The following is a 16,011-nucleotide window of genomic DNA, read 5'->3' on the forward strand; positions in this document are numbered from 1 at the left end:
CAACAAGCGGCAATATATATCAATCGCTCTCATCACCATACAAAAGTGACTATGGAGTGAGGCGCTGATGTATATTCAAAAGTCTCTCTTCCGTCATATCCTGTAAAGCTTACCTGGCTGTCAGATTCATTTAGGCATACCATGACCTTGCTGCCATCAGGATTGACAAAGCCTGTGCACTCAAGGTTCCTATTGTAACTAGATACCAGCGCGCGCCTTGCCCCCTTTTGCACAAAGCGGCTCAGTTGCTGTATGTAGTAGTAGGACAGCTTGGCATCCAGCCTCTTATCATCATCATTAAACATCACAGGTGCATCGCAGAAGTTGCCCACATGATTGGGGCCTCCCTGCTTATCAAGGAGTACATTCCAGTCGATGAAGGCATTGGCGCCCATCTTGAAATTGCCTATCATATCATGGGCATACATCTCTGCATGTCTTACGCTGCTATCTCCCTTAAATCTGGAATACTCTACGCAGCCCTCCGTGAAGATAAACTCTTTATCAGGGAATTCACTAATAGCCTGTTGCAGGGTCTCGAAATGGTCTCCTGTATACCAGTGGAAGGCCACGAAATCAATTACATCCCTTGCGCCCTCTACGCCAAAGCTCTCTCTTGCCCTGTCCAGGATCAGTTCCTTATTGTGATCCCAGATACCGATCTTCACATCGCTGTGACCTGCCTTTACAAGGGCGGGCTTTAAATGATCCCTTACAAATACTGCTTCCTCTGTAGCTGTATATACGCAGGAGTCCCAGGTCTGAGTGGCTGCAGGCTCATTCTGTACTGTGATATAGCTGATCCTGATGCCTTCCTTCTCATATTCTGTAACGAAGCGGACCATGACTTCTGCCCACATCTGTGCATATTCCTCTTTGAGCTTGCCGCCGTGGTTCATCTCGCCATTGGTCTTCATAAATGCCGGAGGTGACCAGGGTGAAGCCAGAAAGATCATATCGGGATTCCTCTTCAGCGCTGCCTTCACAAAGGGGATGATATACTTGCGGTCCCTGTCCATATTAAAAGAAGCCAGCTCTTTGTCATTCTCATCTTCTATATATGCGTAATTACCAAGAGCAAAGTCGCAGCTCTCTATATGGAGTCTGCAAAGGTTGTAATTACTGCTGTTCTCACCAAAATACAGATCCAGAAATTTCTCTTTCTGATCATCATCAAGCTGTGAATATGTATAGGCTGCTGCCTCAGTCAACGCTCCTCCGATACCCTTAATGGTCTGAAAAAGTGTATCAGGGTGCATCCTCACCTGCTGCATCTCTCCTGCAGATCCTACTGCGGTCTCAATGTCCACTGCTGTCATACGCCTCTTGTCGTCTGTTATATATGCTTTCATGCGTCCTCCTATGCTATTACCCCTTTACACCAAGTGAAATAATCTTATCAAATGAAGTCTGCAACATATAGGGGCATACTTGTGAATTAATAGGTCAATATTGCTTTTTTTCGAAGGATATTTTAAAATGGTCCATATTCGGGATTTTGGCGTATCTTAGAATGTTAAAACGTTTTTAACAAGAAAGATATATAATGTGTTTTTGGTATAAAATTGTTGAAAACCACTGTTATTAGCAAACTATTGACAACACTTGGCCGCGAAGTGCCAGCACAAGTTGCCAGAGCGAAGGTAGTGTATGGACAAATTGACTTTTGCCGGTCTTCGGCATGAAAAAGACAGAGTGTCAGAGGGGCTGGATATATTCTTCTGGATCTTCAATGATTCCAGTTCATATGTAGCCACACACTGGCACTCTGCCATAGAGATGATGTACATATTAGAAGGGGAAGTGGACATAACCGTAAACGGTAAAACGACCATCCTTCTCCCCGGAGACGTATATCTGGTGGACTCTGCCCTGCCTCATTCCACCAAGTCGCTAAAGGGCAACAAGGCTATCCTCATACAGATACCCTACCCTTTTTTGGCCAAATATATCCCTGATATAGACAACAGAAGATTCGGCTTTGACTGCCACAGTGACAACCCTATCATCAGGACCAAGATCCTGCAGCTCATCGGCATAATAGAGCAGATGCAGATAGTATTTGAGTTCAAGCCTGATGGGGAAATACTGCGTTTCACATCCCTGGTATTTGAGCTCCTCTTCCAGATCTATCACAACTTCTCAAGAGAAGTAAAATCCGCAGATCTCAGGAAGGAGTCCAAGACCTTCTCTCGGCTCCAGACGATCCTGGACTATCTGGACGAGCACTACGCATCTCCCATCACCCTGGATGAGATTGCAGGAGTGGCCTGCTTCCAAAAGGAATATTTCTGCCACTTCTTCAAAAAGAATATGGGCATCACCTACACCCGCTATCTAAACGACCTGCGCCTATCCAAGATCAGGGACGACCTGGTGGATACCGATCTGCCCCTGAAGGAAATATTAGAAAAGCACGGCTTTAGCAATTACAAGCTTTTCCGCAAGATGTTCGCCGAGACCTTCGGTTGCACTCCGGGGGTCTACCGCAAGACAGTGTCAAAGTGACGCGGAGGCTATATATATTCCAATTTTGGGACGCTCTCGCTCCATGCATCCTCGCAGCGGATGCTAAATTCGCAGCAATGCTGCTCATTAAGCACCGGCGGGATGCAAGGCCCCTTCATTTGGAATATATATAGCCTCCGCTGTCTTATGATCCTTACTATAGTGGGATCCACTCCAAAATACTCTGCCAGGACCTCGCGTTCCGCCCGCAGCCTCACACTGTCATAAGTTGTATGAGGTTGGTATTGCCGGGTGCACCGCCGGCCATACCGCCGGTCACCACGATATTATCACCGCGGGTAAGATTAAAGATCTGCTCTGCATTTACCAGGTCATTGGCGAACATCTCATCCATGCTGCCAAACTTCCTGGCCATGACAGGATAGACGCCCCAGCTAAGGTTGATCTTTCTCCATACCTTCTCAGTGGCAGCCATACCTATGATGTCCACAGGACAGCGGAAACGGCTGACCATGCGGGCTGTCAGCCCGCTCAGGGTATTGATTACGATGCAGCGGGCATTTACGTCAATGGCCATAGCACAGCTGGAGTGTGATACGGCATCCTGATTGTCTTTGATGACAAATTCAGTCTCCTTGAATCTCTTATCATAATGTATGTGCTCTTCGGTAAATGCCACGGTCTCAGCCATAGTCCTAACTGCTTCTACAGGATATTTGCCTGCTGCAGTCTCTCCGGAGAGCATCACAGCTGATGTACCGTCATATACAGCATTGGCCACGTCAGAGATCTCAGCCCTTGTAGGTCTGGGATTCTGGATCATGGACTCCAGCATCTCTGTAGCTGTGATGACCCTCTTACCCAGGAGGCGGCACTTCTGGATGAGATACTTCTGCACAGAGGGTACCTCGATACCGGGAATCTCAACACCCAGATCGCCCCTGGCTACCATGATGCCATCAGCCACTTCGCATATGGACTCAATATTGTCCACGCCTGAGCGGTTCTCGATCTTGGCTATGATCTCAATCTCCCTGCCGCCATTCCAGTCCAGGAAGTTTCTCAGGGATAGAATATCCTCTTTGGTAGAGACAAAAGAAGCAGCAATAAAATCAACATCATTTTCTATGCCCCAAAGGATATCATTCCTGTCATTCTCGCTAAGGAAGTCCTGCTTCATCACCTTTCCGGGGAAATTCATACTCTTCTTGTTAGAAAGAACTCCGCCGGATATAACAATGCATTTGGCTTCTGTAGCGCCAACGGTCTTTACTTCAAATACCACCAGGCCGTTATTGACCAGTATCCTGTCGCCGGGAGAGAGGTTATTCATCAGGTCCTTGTAGCTGACCGATACCCTGCTGTCATCACCTACTATATCTTCTGTAGTAAAAGTAAACTCAGCTCCATCTTCCACTGTCACCTTGCCATTTTCAAAGGTACCAATACGATACTCCGGTCCCTTGGTATCCAGCATGACAGCAATGGGAAGATTCATATCTTCTCTGACCTTTTTGACCAGGTCCAGCTTTCTCTTGTGTTCCTCATGGCTTCCGTGGGAAAAATTGAGCCTTGCGACATTCATGCCCATCTCGCACATCTGCCTGAGCACCTGCTCATTCTCACTTGCAGGTCCAATTGTACATACTATCTTTGTTTTTCTCATATGCAACCTCCATCTCTCATATCTTAGCACAAGTTGGGAGGCCGTGATAGCTGTCAGGCAGACTAAAGTTTGCATTATAGTTTTATCACCCGGTCGCAAGCCTCCATAACATGAGGATCGTGGGAAACCACCAGCACTGTCTTGCCATCATTATTAAAGCTGCGGAGCATAGAGATGACAGCATCCCTGTTATGTTCATCCAAGAATCCGGTGGGCTCATCAGCGAGCAAAAGGTCAAAATCCTTTAGATATCCCCTGGCTAGAGCAACTCTCTGCTGTTCCCCTCCGGAAAGCTGGTAGATCCTTGTATCAAGCGGCTTATCAAGCCCCACCTTATTCAATGCCACTTTTTTCATCTCTCCCTTTTCTCTCTTTGACAAGTTACTGTTCATCAGAGGAATCTCAAGGTTATAATCTATGCTTTCCCCTTCAACAAGAGCAAAATTCTGAAAGATATATAATAGCTTCTTTCTCAGATATTCTTTTCCAAGCTTTGATCTAATAGCCGGAATCTTTTCTCCGAAAAGATATATATCGCCCTCATCAGGTTTATCAAGCATCCCTATCATGTTGAGGAGCGTACTTTTTCCGCTGCCGCTTTCACCTGCTATACATACCATCTCACCTTTTGCCAGCTGCATGTCGAAATCGCGAAATATTATATTGTCCCCATAGCTCTTTGATACTTTCTTAAGCTCTACAACTCGTTCTGATCTATTCATATTACAGTCCTTTCAAAATTTCTGTCTGATGTTTTCTTTCCTGCATGTCCATAAAAGCAAGGATCAATATTATCTGAATAGCTGACATTGCAAAGCCCACCCATAGACTGAATATCAGATTCCCATGACTTAATAATAATCCATATACTGATGCTATTAGAAATATCAGTAACACTTTTAAAAGAATATAACTTCCATAAATCTTTCTTTTAGATAATCCAAACATATTTTTAATACAATAGTCTTTTTTATTCTTATCAAACACCAGAACGGTAGATTGATAAAGAATAAAGAAAACTATTAAAGCAGAAAGAATGTTTTCGATAATAAGTTTTATTGTCATAAAACGCAGCACCGCAACCTCTTCTGTATTTAGGTTATTAATGCTGACAAGCCTTGTAAAATTATCATCAAGACCGCACTCTTTAAGAAGTGGTTCAAGCGATTTATAAGTTTCTTTGCTGCTGCCGGCTATAGGCATCTTTCTAGGATCACTATACCCGTTTCCAAAGCTTCCTACTCTGCTTGTAATATAACTGTTATTTTCTGTCATCACATATATTATGGGATCTGTGATATCCATTGATACATTTTCATTAAATGAAAAGAGCTGCTGCCCCGTTGCTGCCCAAATAATCCTAATATCCGGAACCGGCATGGGATCATCGATTCCGCAAGCTTTTTCATATTCATAATCTGACTCTAAAATATCAGAATAATATTCTATTATTTCTCCTTCTATACTTCGCATAGAATCCGGAACTATAAATAGAGCATCCTTCTCATCTTCTGTAACAGTGATCATATTACCATCAATATCATACCAGTGAAAACAATCAAGATAATTGGGATTAACGTATGCGCAGCAGTCATAATCAGGATCTCCATTTAATTCAATGAATCCATCCTCATAATCTCCGGCGTCTATATATAATGCACCCATCTTATTTATCTCAGAATATAATTTTCCACCAATCGTGATATCTTTTGCTATCTCTTCCTCTTTGGTCAGATCGCTTCCGATCATCACAGGGCAAAAGACTCCATAATCTGAAGCAAGCTCCCAGTTCTTATTATTTTCAAGTTTTCTATTTGCTTCCTTTATATGTATATAAATACTTTCGCTATTACTTATTACCAAAAATAGAAAGATAACCTCAACCAATATTTGTAGAAGCAAAACTCCTCTTGTTCGTTTCTTCCCCTTAAGAGCCTGGGAAAAATCGGAAGTTTTATCAGATACTAAAAATGCGATAATGCAATAAATGATCATGGAGCAAATTGCGGGGAAGCATTTTTGAAATATTGCTGCAGCATAGGACACTTCAAATACAAAAGCAAACACAGCAGATGAGACTACTGCCAGTATAAAAAGAATACATAATGGCAGGGTGAACAATTTAATCAATATTCTCCGTCTGCGAATGCCCATCATTTTCAGTATAGATATTTCTGTATTACTCCTAAGTATGTAATACAATACTGTTATTCCCCAGAACAACGCAAGTGCCAGAAGAATTATTAAGTATATAGTAGTATCTGCATATGGAACAAAACTATCCGGCGATTTGGCTTCATATGTGTCAGTTGGCAGATCAAGCCCACATAGTTGTTCCATATTAGAAGAAAGAGCTTTTATAAAACTATCATAATCAGTGTTCTCTCCAAGCTCCACATAATACAATCCCGATGTCTTAAAGTCATCATATGACCTTCCAAGAGGATAGATATTAAGATCAATGCCAATCATGTGACTATATAAGTGTCCAATCTGATCATTGTCATCCGTTTTCATTGTGGATAAGAAACAAGAATAATCTATATCACGGGTATCATCCGGCGATATAGCTGTGCCTGATTCAAGCTTGCAATCAGCAATGTAATTGCTGAATTCATTTCCAAATAGAATGTATTTACAAAGAGTATATTTTCCCTCTTTTTCTCCTTCCTTAAAAAAAGCACGTATAATATTGCTGTCTGTATCTACGGCAGTATCAAGCAGAACCATAAAGAGAGCCTCGGGATCTTCTACTTCTTTTTTCTCCGGGATCATAAACGCTCTGCAATGATTTCTTTCTAAATTTCCATAGTTTATGATCATTTCATTTGATTTAGCAAATACAGCGAGAATTATTACTGACAGCAATAGTAAACCCGATAATATATTTACGATCTTTTTCACAATAAAATCCTCAATTCAGCTCATAAAATACAGCCTTATCATAGCAACGGCAATCATCAAAAAACATAGGCTCATCAACACAAGTGTTGACAAGCCTAGATCTAAAATTATCATCTCATATTATTGGTATTAGGCCATAAATCTTTTTTATTCTTCATCTGTTAGTACATTAACAAGTATAGGAGTATCACTAATTCTCTTGAATTCCAATGGCAATTCTTCATCGCCAAGTATCCCTTCTGTTAATATCACAGTATCATAGTTATCAAATACTCCCTGATATTTATTGCCATCATCATCTGATAATTTCAGAACAACCTTATCCTCTTCATAATCAAAAACAGCGTTTCCATAATACGCTTCTCTAAGCTGTCTATAGAGAACAAATCTATCATCACTTTGAATAGCCAGATAATAGGTTTCTTCCGATTTTTCGTCACCTGAACAATAGGTACCTACTACACTCTTTTGGGCTTCTCTCTGTGAATATATAAAAAAAACTAACGCAAATGCAGCAATCAAAAAGCAAGTCATGAACAAAATTATCCGCTTATTCATTATCATACTCCTTATAGCCAGCTCATCCAATTCGGAACGTTCACATAATACGTCATACTTTTTCTCCGGAGAATACAACTGTTTGACCACGTCAGTTTACCATAAGCATTATAGCTCTACAATAGGCATACCCGTAAACGGTCGTTTTCACTCGTTAACGGTCATACAGGAAGATAGATTTCCGCAGAGAAGATCCCATCCATTGATGTAAAATTGTATTCGCCATTATTCTTTTTTACAAGCTCGGTCACATTTTGAAGGCCGAATCCATGCTCTCGCTTTTGAGCTTTTGTCGTAACAGGAATTCCATTTTTATCAAACAGCAAATCTCCATCAAATGTATTCTTTATAATGATATTGATATATTTTTTGCCTGTAGATATTTTCACCTGAATATGCCCATCTCTTGTATTACCCGCTGCTCCCACTGCATTTCTCACGATGTTAGAGAGGATTATCCCCAGGTCTCTATCGTTAACTGATATCTTATCCGGAATCATCCCTATGACTTCAACTTCACAATCTGTCTTTTCAGGATTCAAATAATAATTGATCATGGCACTGGCAAGCTCATTACCAACATCATAAGTTTTACTGCTGATCCCAGATATTGCACCTGCCATCTCTTCCAGGTATTGTTTTAATTGTGCATACTCGCCTTTATCACAGTAATGAAGCAGTCCTACAAGATCAGCAATAATATCATGTCTGAACTTTCTGGTCTCTTCTTCTTTAGACAGCAGCAGCTGATAGTACTCTCTCTGCTGCTCTATCTGATCATCCAGCATTTCCTCACGGATCCTGAACTCGCAGGCCGAACTATAATAATATACAAAAACAAAGAGCAAAAGGATGATCGCAAAACTGCTCACTGATAAGAGCACACGTCCAACCAACTCGATCCGATTATCCTGAATTTGATAGACAATCAAAAACATAAAAAAAGATGTCATCATAATAAGAACCAATAGTATCAGATCAAATACAATCCACATACCTATGGTCATCCTAAAAGCACCTGTTTCAAATCTGCGTCCTATTGTAATGTAAATCAAGAGGGCAAAAATCACTAATGCACCTGAGACTACAAGGTTTACAACAAGCTCATTCTGCATATCATATGCACCTACGATGCTATATAATACGCCTTCAGCGATGGATACTATCATCCAATTGGCCAGACACATCAGTATTCCTTCGCTTAGCCTGACATCAAATAATAATAAAGTAAACAATATGCTTATAAATAGCGCCGTCGAAGCAGGTCCAATAAGGATATTATTAAAATCCAGTCCGGCAGCTATACCTGTAATAAAACCTGCCAGCAAAAATATGGCAGCGATAATATGCTTTTTTCCCATTTTCCTAAACTTTTGCCGAAAAAGCAGATAAAAGATGGACATCAACTCAAGAATAGTTGTAGCGTTATCAAGCATTACCAAAAACATATATTCATCTCCACTTCGTATCAAATATCATATATTTCCTGGTAAAATCCTTTTTTAGTCTTCTGGATACAGGTATCCTTTCACCCGTGGACATAATGACTGCATTATCTGCAATATCCTTGATTCTGTTAAAGTTCACAATATATGACCTATGACACTGACAGAATCTGACAGGATCCAGTAACTCCATCCACCCTGATAAGCTATTCTCACTCCTATAGTCAGTTTTTGCAGTATACACGCAGGTCTCTGAGCCATTCCCCTCTATATAGGTAATATTATCTGCTTCAATAAGCTGTTTTATCCCACTCTTATATACCTCAACGCTCTTCCCCGGACCACTCCTAATTATCAGATCATCCAGAGCAGCATATAATTCCTCACATTCTACCGGCTTTGATATAAACCTGAATGCCTCTATCTTAAATGCATCTTTAAATCTGTCTGTTCTTCCGGACAACATAATAATCTTATAGGATACTTCCAGCTTCCTTAGCTCATATCCCAGATCAATACCATCCATCCCCGGCATATCTATGTCAAGAAGAAGGCAATCCATATGAGATGTATTTTCAAGCACCTCTTTTGCAGATACAAAATGTATAAAGTCTATAGACAGATTCCTATCTGCTCCATACTTATCAACAAGTTCACTCATTAGTTCATGAACAGCATTGTCATCATCGCATATACCAATTGTAATTTTTTTATACATATTTCCTCCAAATATCACATATTATAATGGCAATCGCCACTCTTTGCAAAAGAGCAGCAAAAGACCCTGCAGGCCGTGATAACACTAGCCCACAGGGTCTAAACATTTCTTTAGATATGGATGCATACACCGATCATGACGGCTCCGAATACAAGCGGAAAGACTCCAAAGAGAATCTTCAAAGCTGTGATATCTATTATATACGAAATATATCCAAAGTATAGAGCATAATATGCGATCATAAGCACCGTAACGATTATCGGCGCTATCATCTTTTTAGCATGCTTGCTCATATGATCACTCCTTACTGTCTATATTCACGCTGATACCTTCACCTGAGAGGTTGATGTTCTTGTTGACCTTGGCATCATATGTTCCAGCTCTCATTATATCAGTAAAATCCACACCTGTCGCCTCGGACATGGTATCAAATACCTGTTTCATGACTACAGGAAGATTTGCTGAGATCTGGCCTGCACCTGTATTGCCATCACCGGTGCCATAGATATTGATCTTATCAATCTGAGAGAGAGGTTTTGCTATCTCAGCAGCCATCTGAGGCATGATCTTTATCATCATTTCTGCCATAGCAGCGCCGTTATACTTCTTGTAGGCCTCGGCCTTCTTTTCCATGGCTTCTGCTTCAGCGATACCCTTAGCCTTAATAGCTTCAGCTTCTGCTTTACCTCTTGCAGCGATACCTGCAGCTTCTGCGTCATATTTGGCCTTGATACCTGCAGCCTCCTGCTCGGCAGCATATTTCTCAGCTTCAGCCTTTGCCTTCTGAGCATCTGCTTCACGTTCCTGCTCGTACTTGGCAGCTTCTGCCTTCTTCTGTCTCTGTACCAGCTCTGCCTCGGCTTTTTTCTCAGCCTGATATTTCTCGGCATCTGCTCTCTTCTCGATCTCAGCTGCCAGCTCCTGCTGTTTTACTACTACTTCCTTTTGTTTCAGCTCAGCTTCACGCTCAGCCTTTGCAATCTGTGCATTTACAGTAGCTGTCTGAATGGATTTCTGCTGTTCCTGAGTCTGGATCTCATAAGCAGCATCAGCAATAGCACTTGCTGTATCAGCTTCCTTTTTGAGTTCTGCCTGCTTGATAGCCAGAGCGTTATTCTTTTCTGCGATCTCTGTCTGAGCAAGTACTCTGGCATCATTAGCAGCCTTATCGGCTTCAGCCCTTGCGATAGCTACGTCTCTGTCTGCCTGAGCTTTGGCAATTGCTGCATCCTTTTTGATCTTGGCGGTATTGTCCATACCCAGATCGCTGATCAGACCATTTTCATCTGTAACATTCTGAATATTGCAGGATAATATCTCAATACCCAGCTTATTCATGTCCTTGGAAGCTTTCTCCATAACCTGATCTGAGAAGCTGTCACGGTCTGTATTGATAGTCTTGAGAGCCAGTGTGCCGATGATCTCACGCATGTTACCCTGCAAGGAATCCTGCAGGTCCATTGTGATCTGCTCGGGAGTCTTATTCAGGAAGTTCTTGGCTGCCAGCTGTATAGCTTCAGGGCTGGTACCGATCCTCACCTTTGCTACGGCATCTACATTTACATTGATAAAATCGTTGGTAGGTACTGACTGTTCTGTCTTGATATCTACAGTCATCTGTCCCAGATAGAGCTTATCCACTCTTTCAAGAAAGGGTATCTTAACACCTGCACGTCCAATGAGTATCCTGGGAACCTTCCTCATTCCTGAAATGATATAAGCCTTGTCCGGCGGAGCCTTTACATATCCAATAGCTACGACAATAAGTAGAAAAATAATGATTACTGCAATTGCGATGATTAGTGAAATTACTCCTTGATCCATATGATCCTTCCTTTCCGGGGCTGCGCCCCAATGCGTTCACAGCGTCCTTTGACTCACACTTTGTTAATAAAAAAGACTTCTACCGTGAACAATTGTAGTTGTCACGATAAAAGTCTTGCGATTTAACCTGATACGGCCGGTTGTCTGGCGGCTGACGATCTCAGGTACGCGAATGCGAACCGCTACTCCCTTTTATCATAAAGCTGTTTGTATTTGCTTTATGCCTTTATTATATATTTATGTATTCTTTAGATATACATTAGTATTGGCAAATTATAGGATGTATTTTGCTCTATATGCTCAAAAGCCCCCGGCTTCACGCCAGGGGCTTTTGGGCAATAGTTTTATACGAAAGGATAATACAGATTCATGTTCTCATGAAGCACTAAGTAAATGCGTGTTTCTGAAAGATTATCAACTAATACATGCTTAAATCAGTCTGCAAACAAAGGAGTGGACAGATATCTGTCACCGGAATCGGGCAGGAGCACTACGATATTCTTGCCCTTATTCTCTTCCCTGGATGCGAGGATAGCTGCAGCCTTGAGAGCAGCGCCTGAAGATATACCTACAAGGATGCCTTCTGATACTGCAAATCTCTTGCCTTCTGCAAATGCATCATCATTTTCTATTGTGATCACTTCATCATATATCTTGGTATTGAGGGTATCAGGTACGAAACCTGCGCCGATGCCCTGGATCTTGTGAGGGCCTGCTGTACCCTGAGACAGCACCGGGCTGGATGCGGGCTCAACAGCCACGATCTTCACATCTGGATTCTGCTCTTTGAGATACTCGCCTACACCTGTGACTGTGCCGCCTGTACCAACGCCTGCTACAAAGATATCTACCTGGCCGTCTGTCTGCTTCCAGATCTCAGGACCGGTTGTGGATCTGTGGATAGCAGGGTTTGCAGGATTGACGAACTGTCCCAGGATCACCGCTCCCTCAATCTCCTGCTCCAGCTCCTGGGCCTTAGCAATAGCTCCCTTCATTCCCTTGGAGCCTTCTGTGAGTACTATCTCTGCGCCGTATGCCTTCAGGAGATTTCTCCTCTCTACGCTCATGGTATCAGGAAGTGTCAGAATAGCTCTATAGCCTTTGGCTGCAGCCACTGCTGCAAGTCCGATTCCTGTATTACCACTGGTAGGCTCGATAATGGTAGCTCCGGGCTTTAACTTTCCGCTCTTTTCTGCATCCTCGATCATATTCAGTGCTACTCTGTCCTTTACAGAGCCAGCAGGATTAAGGTATTCAAGCTTAGCAAGGATGGTTGCTCCTGTCACGCCTGCTGCCTTGCTATAGCCATTCAGCTTAAGTATAGGTGTTCCCCCAATGAGTTCTAATGCACTGTTTTTGATATCTGCCATTGTTTTTTCCTCCGCTTAATATCTTCTTTAACTTATGATCATCTATACCGGCACATCCGGTGGTGTCTGTCTTTTGATAATATGGATTATAGACCTTAGATTTTTTTTTGCAAAATAATTAGTTTTGATCAGCTGCGATAACTATAGCTTATAGCAAGTCAAATGCTCTCTAGACTGAGGTCAGGTTCCTGGCCCAAATGCCCGATCTGTATATAATAAAGCCTACCGCAACCTTGATAAGGTCTATAGCCTGGCAGCATGTAAACATGAGCCTGATATCCAGATTGGTAAATCTGGCCAGGACATATGCAAATGGGAATGCTATGACCCAGAGATATACACTGTCAAAGAGGAAGGTGACCACTGTCTTGCCACCGCTCCTGATAGTAAAGTATACCGCATGGAGAAATGCATGTATGGGCATAAAACATACTATGATCCTAATAAATGTGGCTGCAAGGCTCCGAACTTCCGCTGTAGTGTTGTACACTCCGGGAAATATCCCTGATACTGTAAACATCAGGAGACCGCCCAGCGCTGCAAAAAAGACCGCCATGGCAATGATCTTGACAGAGGTATCCTTGGCTTTGTCGATCTCTCCTGCCCCCAATTGCTGGCCTACAATGATAGCTATGGCATCGCCCATGGCTATAAACATGATATTGAAGATATTATAGATGGTGGACTGGATATTAAGCGCTGCCACCACCGCCAGACCTCTGTAGGAATAGCAGGTATTCACAGCTGCCATGCCTGCAGACCAGAGAGTCTCATTGAGCATCAGTGGCAGAGCAAGGACAAATACCCTGCCCAGCATCCTGCCGGGGATATGGAAATTGCTGTAGAGGCCCCTGATATAGGGATTACGATCCTCATGCCTGTGGGTCCATACGACAACATATATCATCTGAATATATCTGGATACAACGGTGGCATAAGCAGCACCTGCCACTCCCAGCACCGGAGCTCCAAACTTACCAAATATCAGGATATAGTTGAGTACCAGATTAATGAATACCGCTAGGACTGAAGCCCTCATAGGGACCTTGGTCTCACCTGACTCACGCAGCGTGGAGGAATAGGTCATCTCCAGCGCCATAGGCGGAAGGCCCAGGAGCATGACCTTAAGATAGGTCTGTCCATAGCGCAGGGTAGCTGCCAGATCGCCTTCCTGAGATCCTTCATGGAGATAGAGTGATATCAGAGGCTCTGCAAAATTAATAAAGATTGCGCAGGCGCCAATCAGAGCTATAAGGGAGAATACCAGCTTGATCCTGAATACCTCACCTACGCCCTTCATATTCTTCTGGCCAAAGAACTGCGCACCAAGTATACCCGCTCCGGACACAGTACCAAAGAGGCAGAGTATAAATACAAAAAGGAGCTGATTAACAATAGAGACACCACTCATCTGCTCGGTGCCTACTCTTCCTATCATGATATTATCCAGAAGATTGACGAAATTGCTGATACCGTTTTGTATCATTATAGGAAAAGCAATCGCCAGCACCTTCATATAGAATTCTTTACTTGCTATATACTTCTTCATAATTATATCCTTTGTATTTATGACTTTTTTCTAACGGCGATCCTTTCCGCTTTCAATATAATATTTCTCCTTATCAGCATACATAAGCTTATCAGCTTCCCTGGACATATCCAGGATGCTCTTCTCATCACCTTTTTCAAAACAGGAATAGCCAAGAGAGGTTGCCAGCTCCAGGCCATTGTCTCCGGACCATTTCTTCGTCGCCTCTCTATAATCAAATATAGCAGAATCTAACTCGTCAGCCTTCATATGAAGAAGAGCTGCAAACTCATCACCACCTATCCTGAACAGCTTGCCCTTGTCGCCAAAGCACTCCTCCAGGCAATCTGCTGTCCCTATTATGAGTTTGTCACCTGCTTCGTGGCCAAGATTGTCATTGGTTTCCTTTAGACTATTCACATCAATAGCCAGGTATACCAGATCCTCCGGCACTGCCTTCTTCAGGGCTTCTATTTCCGCATTATATGCCCTCCTGTTATAAAGGCCTGTCATGCCATCAATCCCTGCATTATCCTCTTCTTCGATTATTCTCTCCGCCAGCTTGAGCTTAAGGCGCAAAAAACTCACGCCAAGGACCAGTTGGAATATGAAAAATACAATAGTATTGATAGGAACACTCTGTATATCATGCATACCAATGATGATATAGAGCATTATAAGGTCAGCCGCCGTTGTGATAATGACATACATCTTTGGAACAATGAATATGCTGATAGGGAGCGCCAGAGAAAAGGTCATAAAGAGAGTGGGATCAGTGCTGCCTGTCAGAAGCGTGTCGTAGTAAGTTATCCCCAAAGACCACAAAAAGGCGATCATGGATATAATCGGATTGCTATAATTAAGGATCTGGTACCTCTTCCTGATATCTTTGGAAATCCAGTAGGTAAATAAAAAATAGCCAAAATTAGAAAAGAGATAAAATAGGTAGAATGACCTGTAAATGCCCAGATACTGACCGTATAAGGCTGAATTAATATAAGAGTACATCAGCATCAATATTTCCAGTATGCACACAATGATCATGGCTATAAAGGAAACATGAATTGATGAACTGTAGGTCGCGATCAATATACGATTCTTTTGCTTTCTGTTCTTGCCAATCTTCAGATCCATATGCACTCACCTTTATTTACACCTTGTCCGCTTGCCAGAAATGAGCCCTTGGGGACGGGGTCAATGTCATTTAGATAGTAAAAAACTTAAGAATAGTGTATCATTTAAGCCATGATAATTCCAAACACAATACAGCCAGTTCTCGGGTTTACGGTCAAAAATTCTATTTTTGAAAAAGGCAAACAGACAGTCTGGGGAGACTGCCTACTGAAAGGTATTAAGTTGTTTTGGGTTATCGGTAGAATAATGGTTCAGCTGATTGGCGGCGTATAATTCTTTTGAATTTACGCCCCGGTCGAACTGGTACTAAAAATCTATTAATCAATTTCTCGAGATCTTTTACCACTCCGATAACATAAAGGCGCACAAACTTCTGCATCTGCGTATGGTTAAAG

The 16,011-nt window shown here is 42.4% G+C and carries 13 protein-coding genes; 1 reads left to right on the forward strand and 12 read right to left on the reverse strand.

All coding sequences use genetic code 11. The annotated features are described in order from the left end of the window. Window positions 1–32: 32 nt before the first annotated feature. Window positions 33–1,352, reverse strand: coding sequence for a glycoside hydrolase family 30 protein (locus G636_RS0101505; RefSeq protein ID WP_026506576.1), 1,320 nt, complete (start codon window positions 1,350–1,352; stop codon window positions 33–35). Window positions 1,353–1,650: 298 nt separating this feature from the next. Here G636_RS0101505 and G636_RS0101510 point away from each other — a divergent pair, with 298 nt between their 5' ends. Next, complete coding sequence (locus G636_RS0101510) at window positions 1,651–2,508, forward strand: AraC family transcriptional regulator (protein ID WP_026506577.1); 858 nt, start codon at window positions 1,651–1,653, stop codon at window positions 2,506–2,508. 214 nt (window positions 2,509–2,722) lie between these two features. Here G636_RS0101510 and pyk read toward each other — a convergent pair whose 3' ends face one another. The 11 genes from pyk to G636_RS0101565 all read right to left on the reverse strand — a co-directional run bounded on the left by pyk (window position 2,723) and on the right by G636_RS0101565 (window position 15,616). Beyond that, entirely contained in the window at window positions 2,723–4,135 is a 1,413-nt protein-coding gene (pyk, locus tag G636_RS0101515) for a pyruvate kinase (protein WP_026506578.1), read from the reverse strand. Window positions 4,136–4,209: 74 nt separating this feature from the next. Next, window positions 4,210–4,857: an ABC transporter ATP-binding protein gene (locus tag G636_RS0101520; RefSeq protein WP_026506579.1), complete on the reverse strand. Its 648-nt coding sequence runs from the start codon at window positions 4,855–4,857 to the stop codon at window positions 4,210–4,212. A 1-nt stretch (window position 4,858) separates the two neighbouring features. Then, window positions 4,859–7,039, reverse strand: coding sequence for a DUF1430 domain-containing protein (locus tag G636_RS0101525; RefSeq protein WP_026506580.1), 2,181 nt, complete (start codon window positions 7,037–7,039; stop codon window positions 4,859–4,861). A gap of 147 nt (window positions 7,040–7,186) precedes the next feature. Continuing rightward, window positions 7,187–7,597, reverse strand: a complete 411-nt coding sequence (locus tag G636_RS0101530; protein WP_026506581.1) for a hypothetical protein — start codon at window positions 7,595–7,597, stop codon at window positions 7,187–7,189. A gap of 161 nt (window positions 7,598–7,758) precedes the next feature. After that, on the reverse strand, window positions 7,759–8,958 hold the full coding sequence (locus tag G636_RS0101535; protein WP_196802999.1) for a sensor histidine kinase: 1,200 nt from the start codon (window positions 8,956–8,958) through the stop codon (window positions 7,759–7,761). 91 nt (window positions 8,959–9,049) lie between these two features. Beyond that, entirely contained in the window at window positions 9,050–9,760 is a 711-nt protein-coding gene (locus G636_RS0101540) for a LytR/AlgR family response regulator transcription factor (protein WP_026506583.1), read from the reverse strand. 110 nt (window positions 9,761–9,870) lie between these two features. Continuing rightward, entirely contained in the window at window positions 9,871–10,053 is a 183-nt protein-coding gene (locus G636_RS16825) for a hypothetical protein (RefSeq protein ID WP_035778398.1), read from the reverse strand. A 4-nt stretch (window positions 10,054–10,057) separates the two neighbouring features. Further along, entirely contained in the window at window positions 10,058–11,584 is a 1,527-nt protein-coding gene (locus tag G636_RS0101550) for a flotillin family protein (protein ID WP_026506584.1), read from the reverse strand. Window positions 11,585–12,018: 434 nt separating this feature from the next. After that, window positions 12,019–12,954: a cysteine synthase A gene (gene cysK / locus G636_RS0101555; protein WP_026506585.1), complete on the reverse strand. Its 936-nt coding sequence runs from the start codon at window positions 12,952–12,954 to the stop codon at window positions 12,019–12,021. Between the two features lie 169 nt (window positions 12,955–13,123). Next, window positions 13,124–14,503 (reverse strand): MATE family efflux transporter, encoded by a 1,380-nt coding sequence (locus G636_RS0101560; protein ID WP_196803000.1) that lies wholly within the window; start codon window positions 14,501–14,503, stop codon window positions 13,124–13,126. 30 nt (window positions 14,504–14,533) lie between these two features. Further along, entirely contained in the window at window positions 14,534–15,616 is a 1,083-nt protein-coding gene (locus tag G636_RS0101565; protein WP_026506587.1) for a GGDEF domain-containing protein, read from the reverse strand. Window positions 15,617–16,011 lie beyond the last annotated feature (395 nt).

This window comes from Butyrivibrio sp. MC2013, from assembly GCF_000424585.1.
In the GTDB taxonomy this organism is placed as follows: Bacteria; Bacillota; Clostridia; order Lachnospirales; family Lachnospiraceae; genus Butyrivibrio.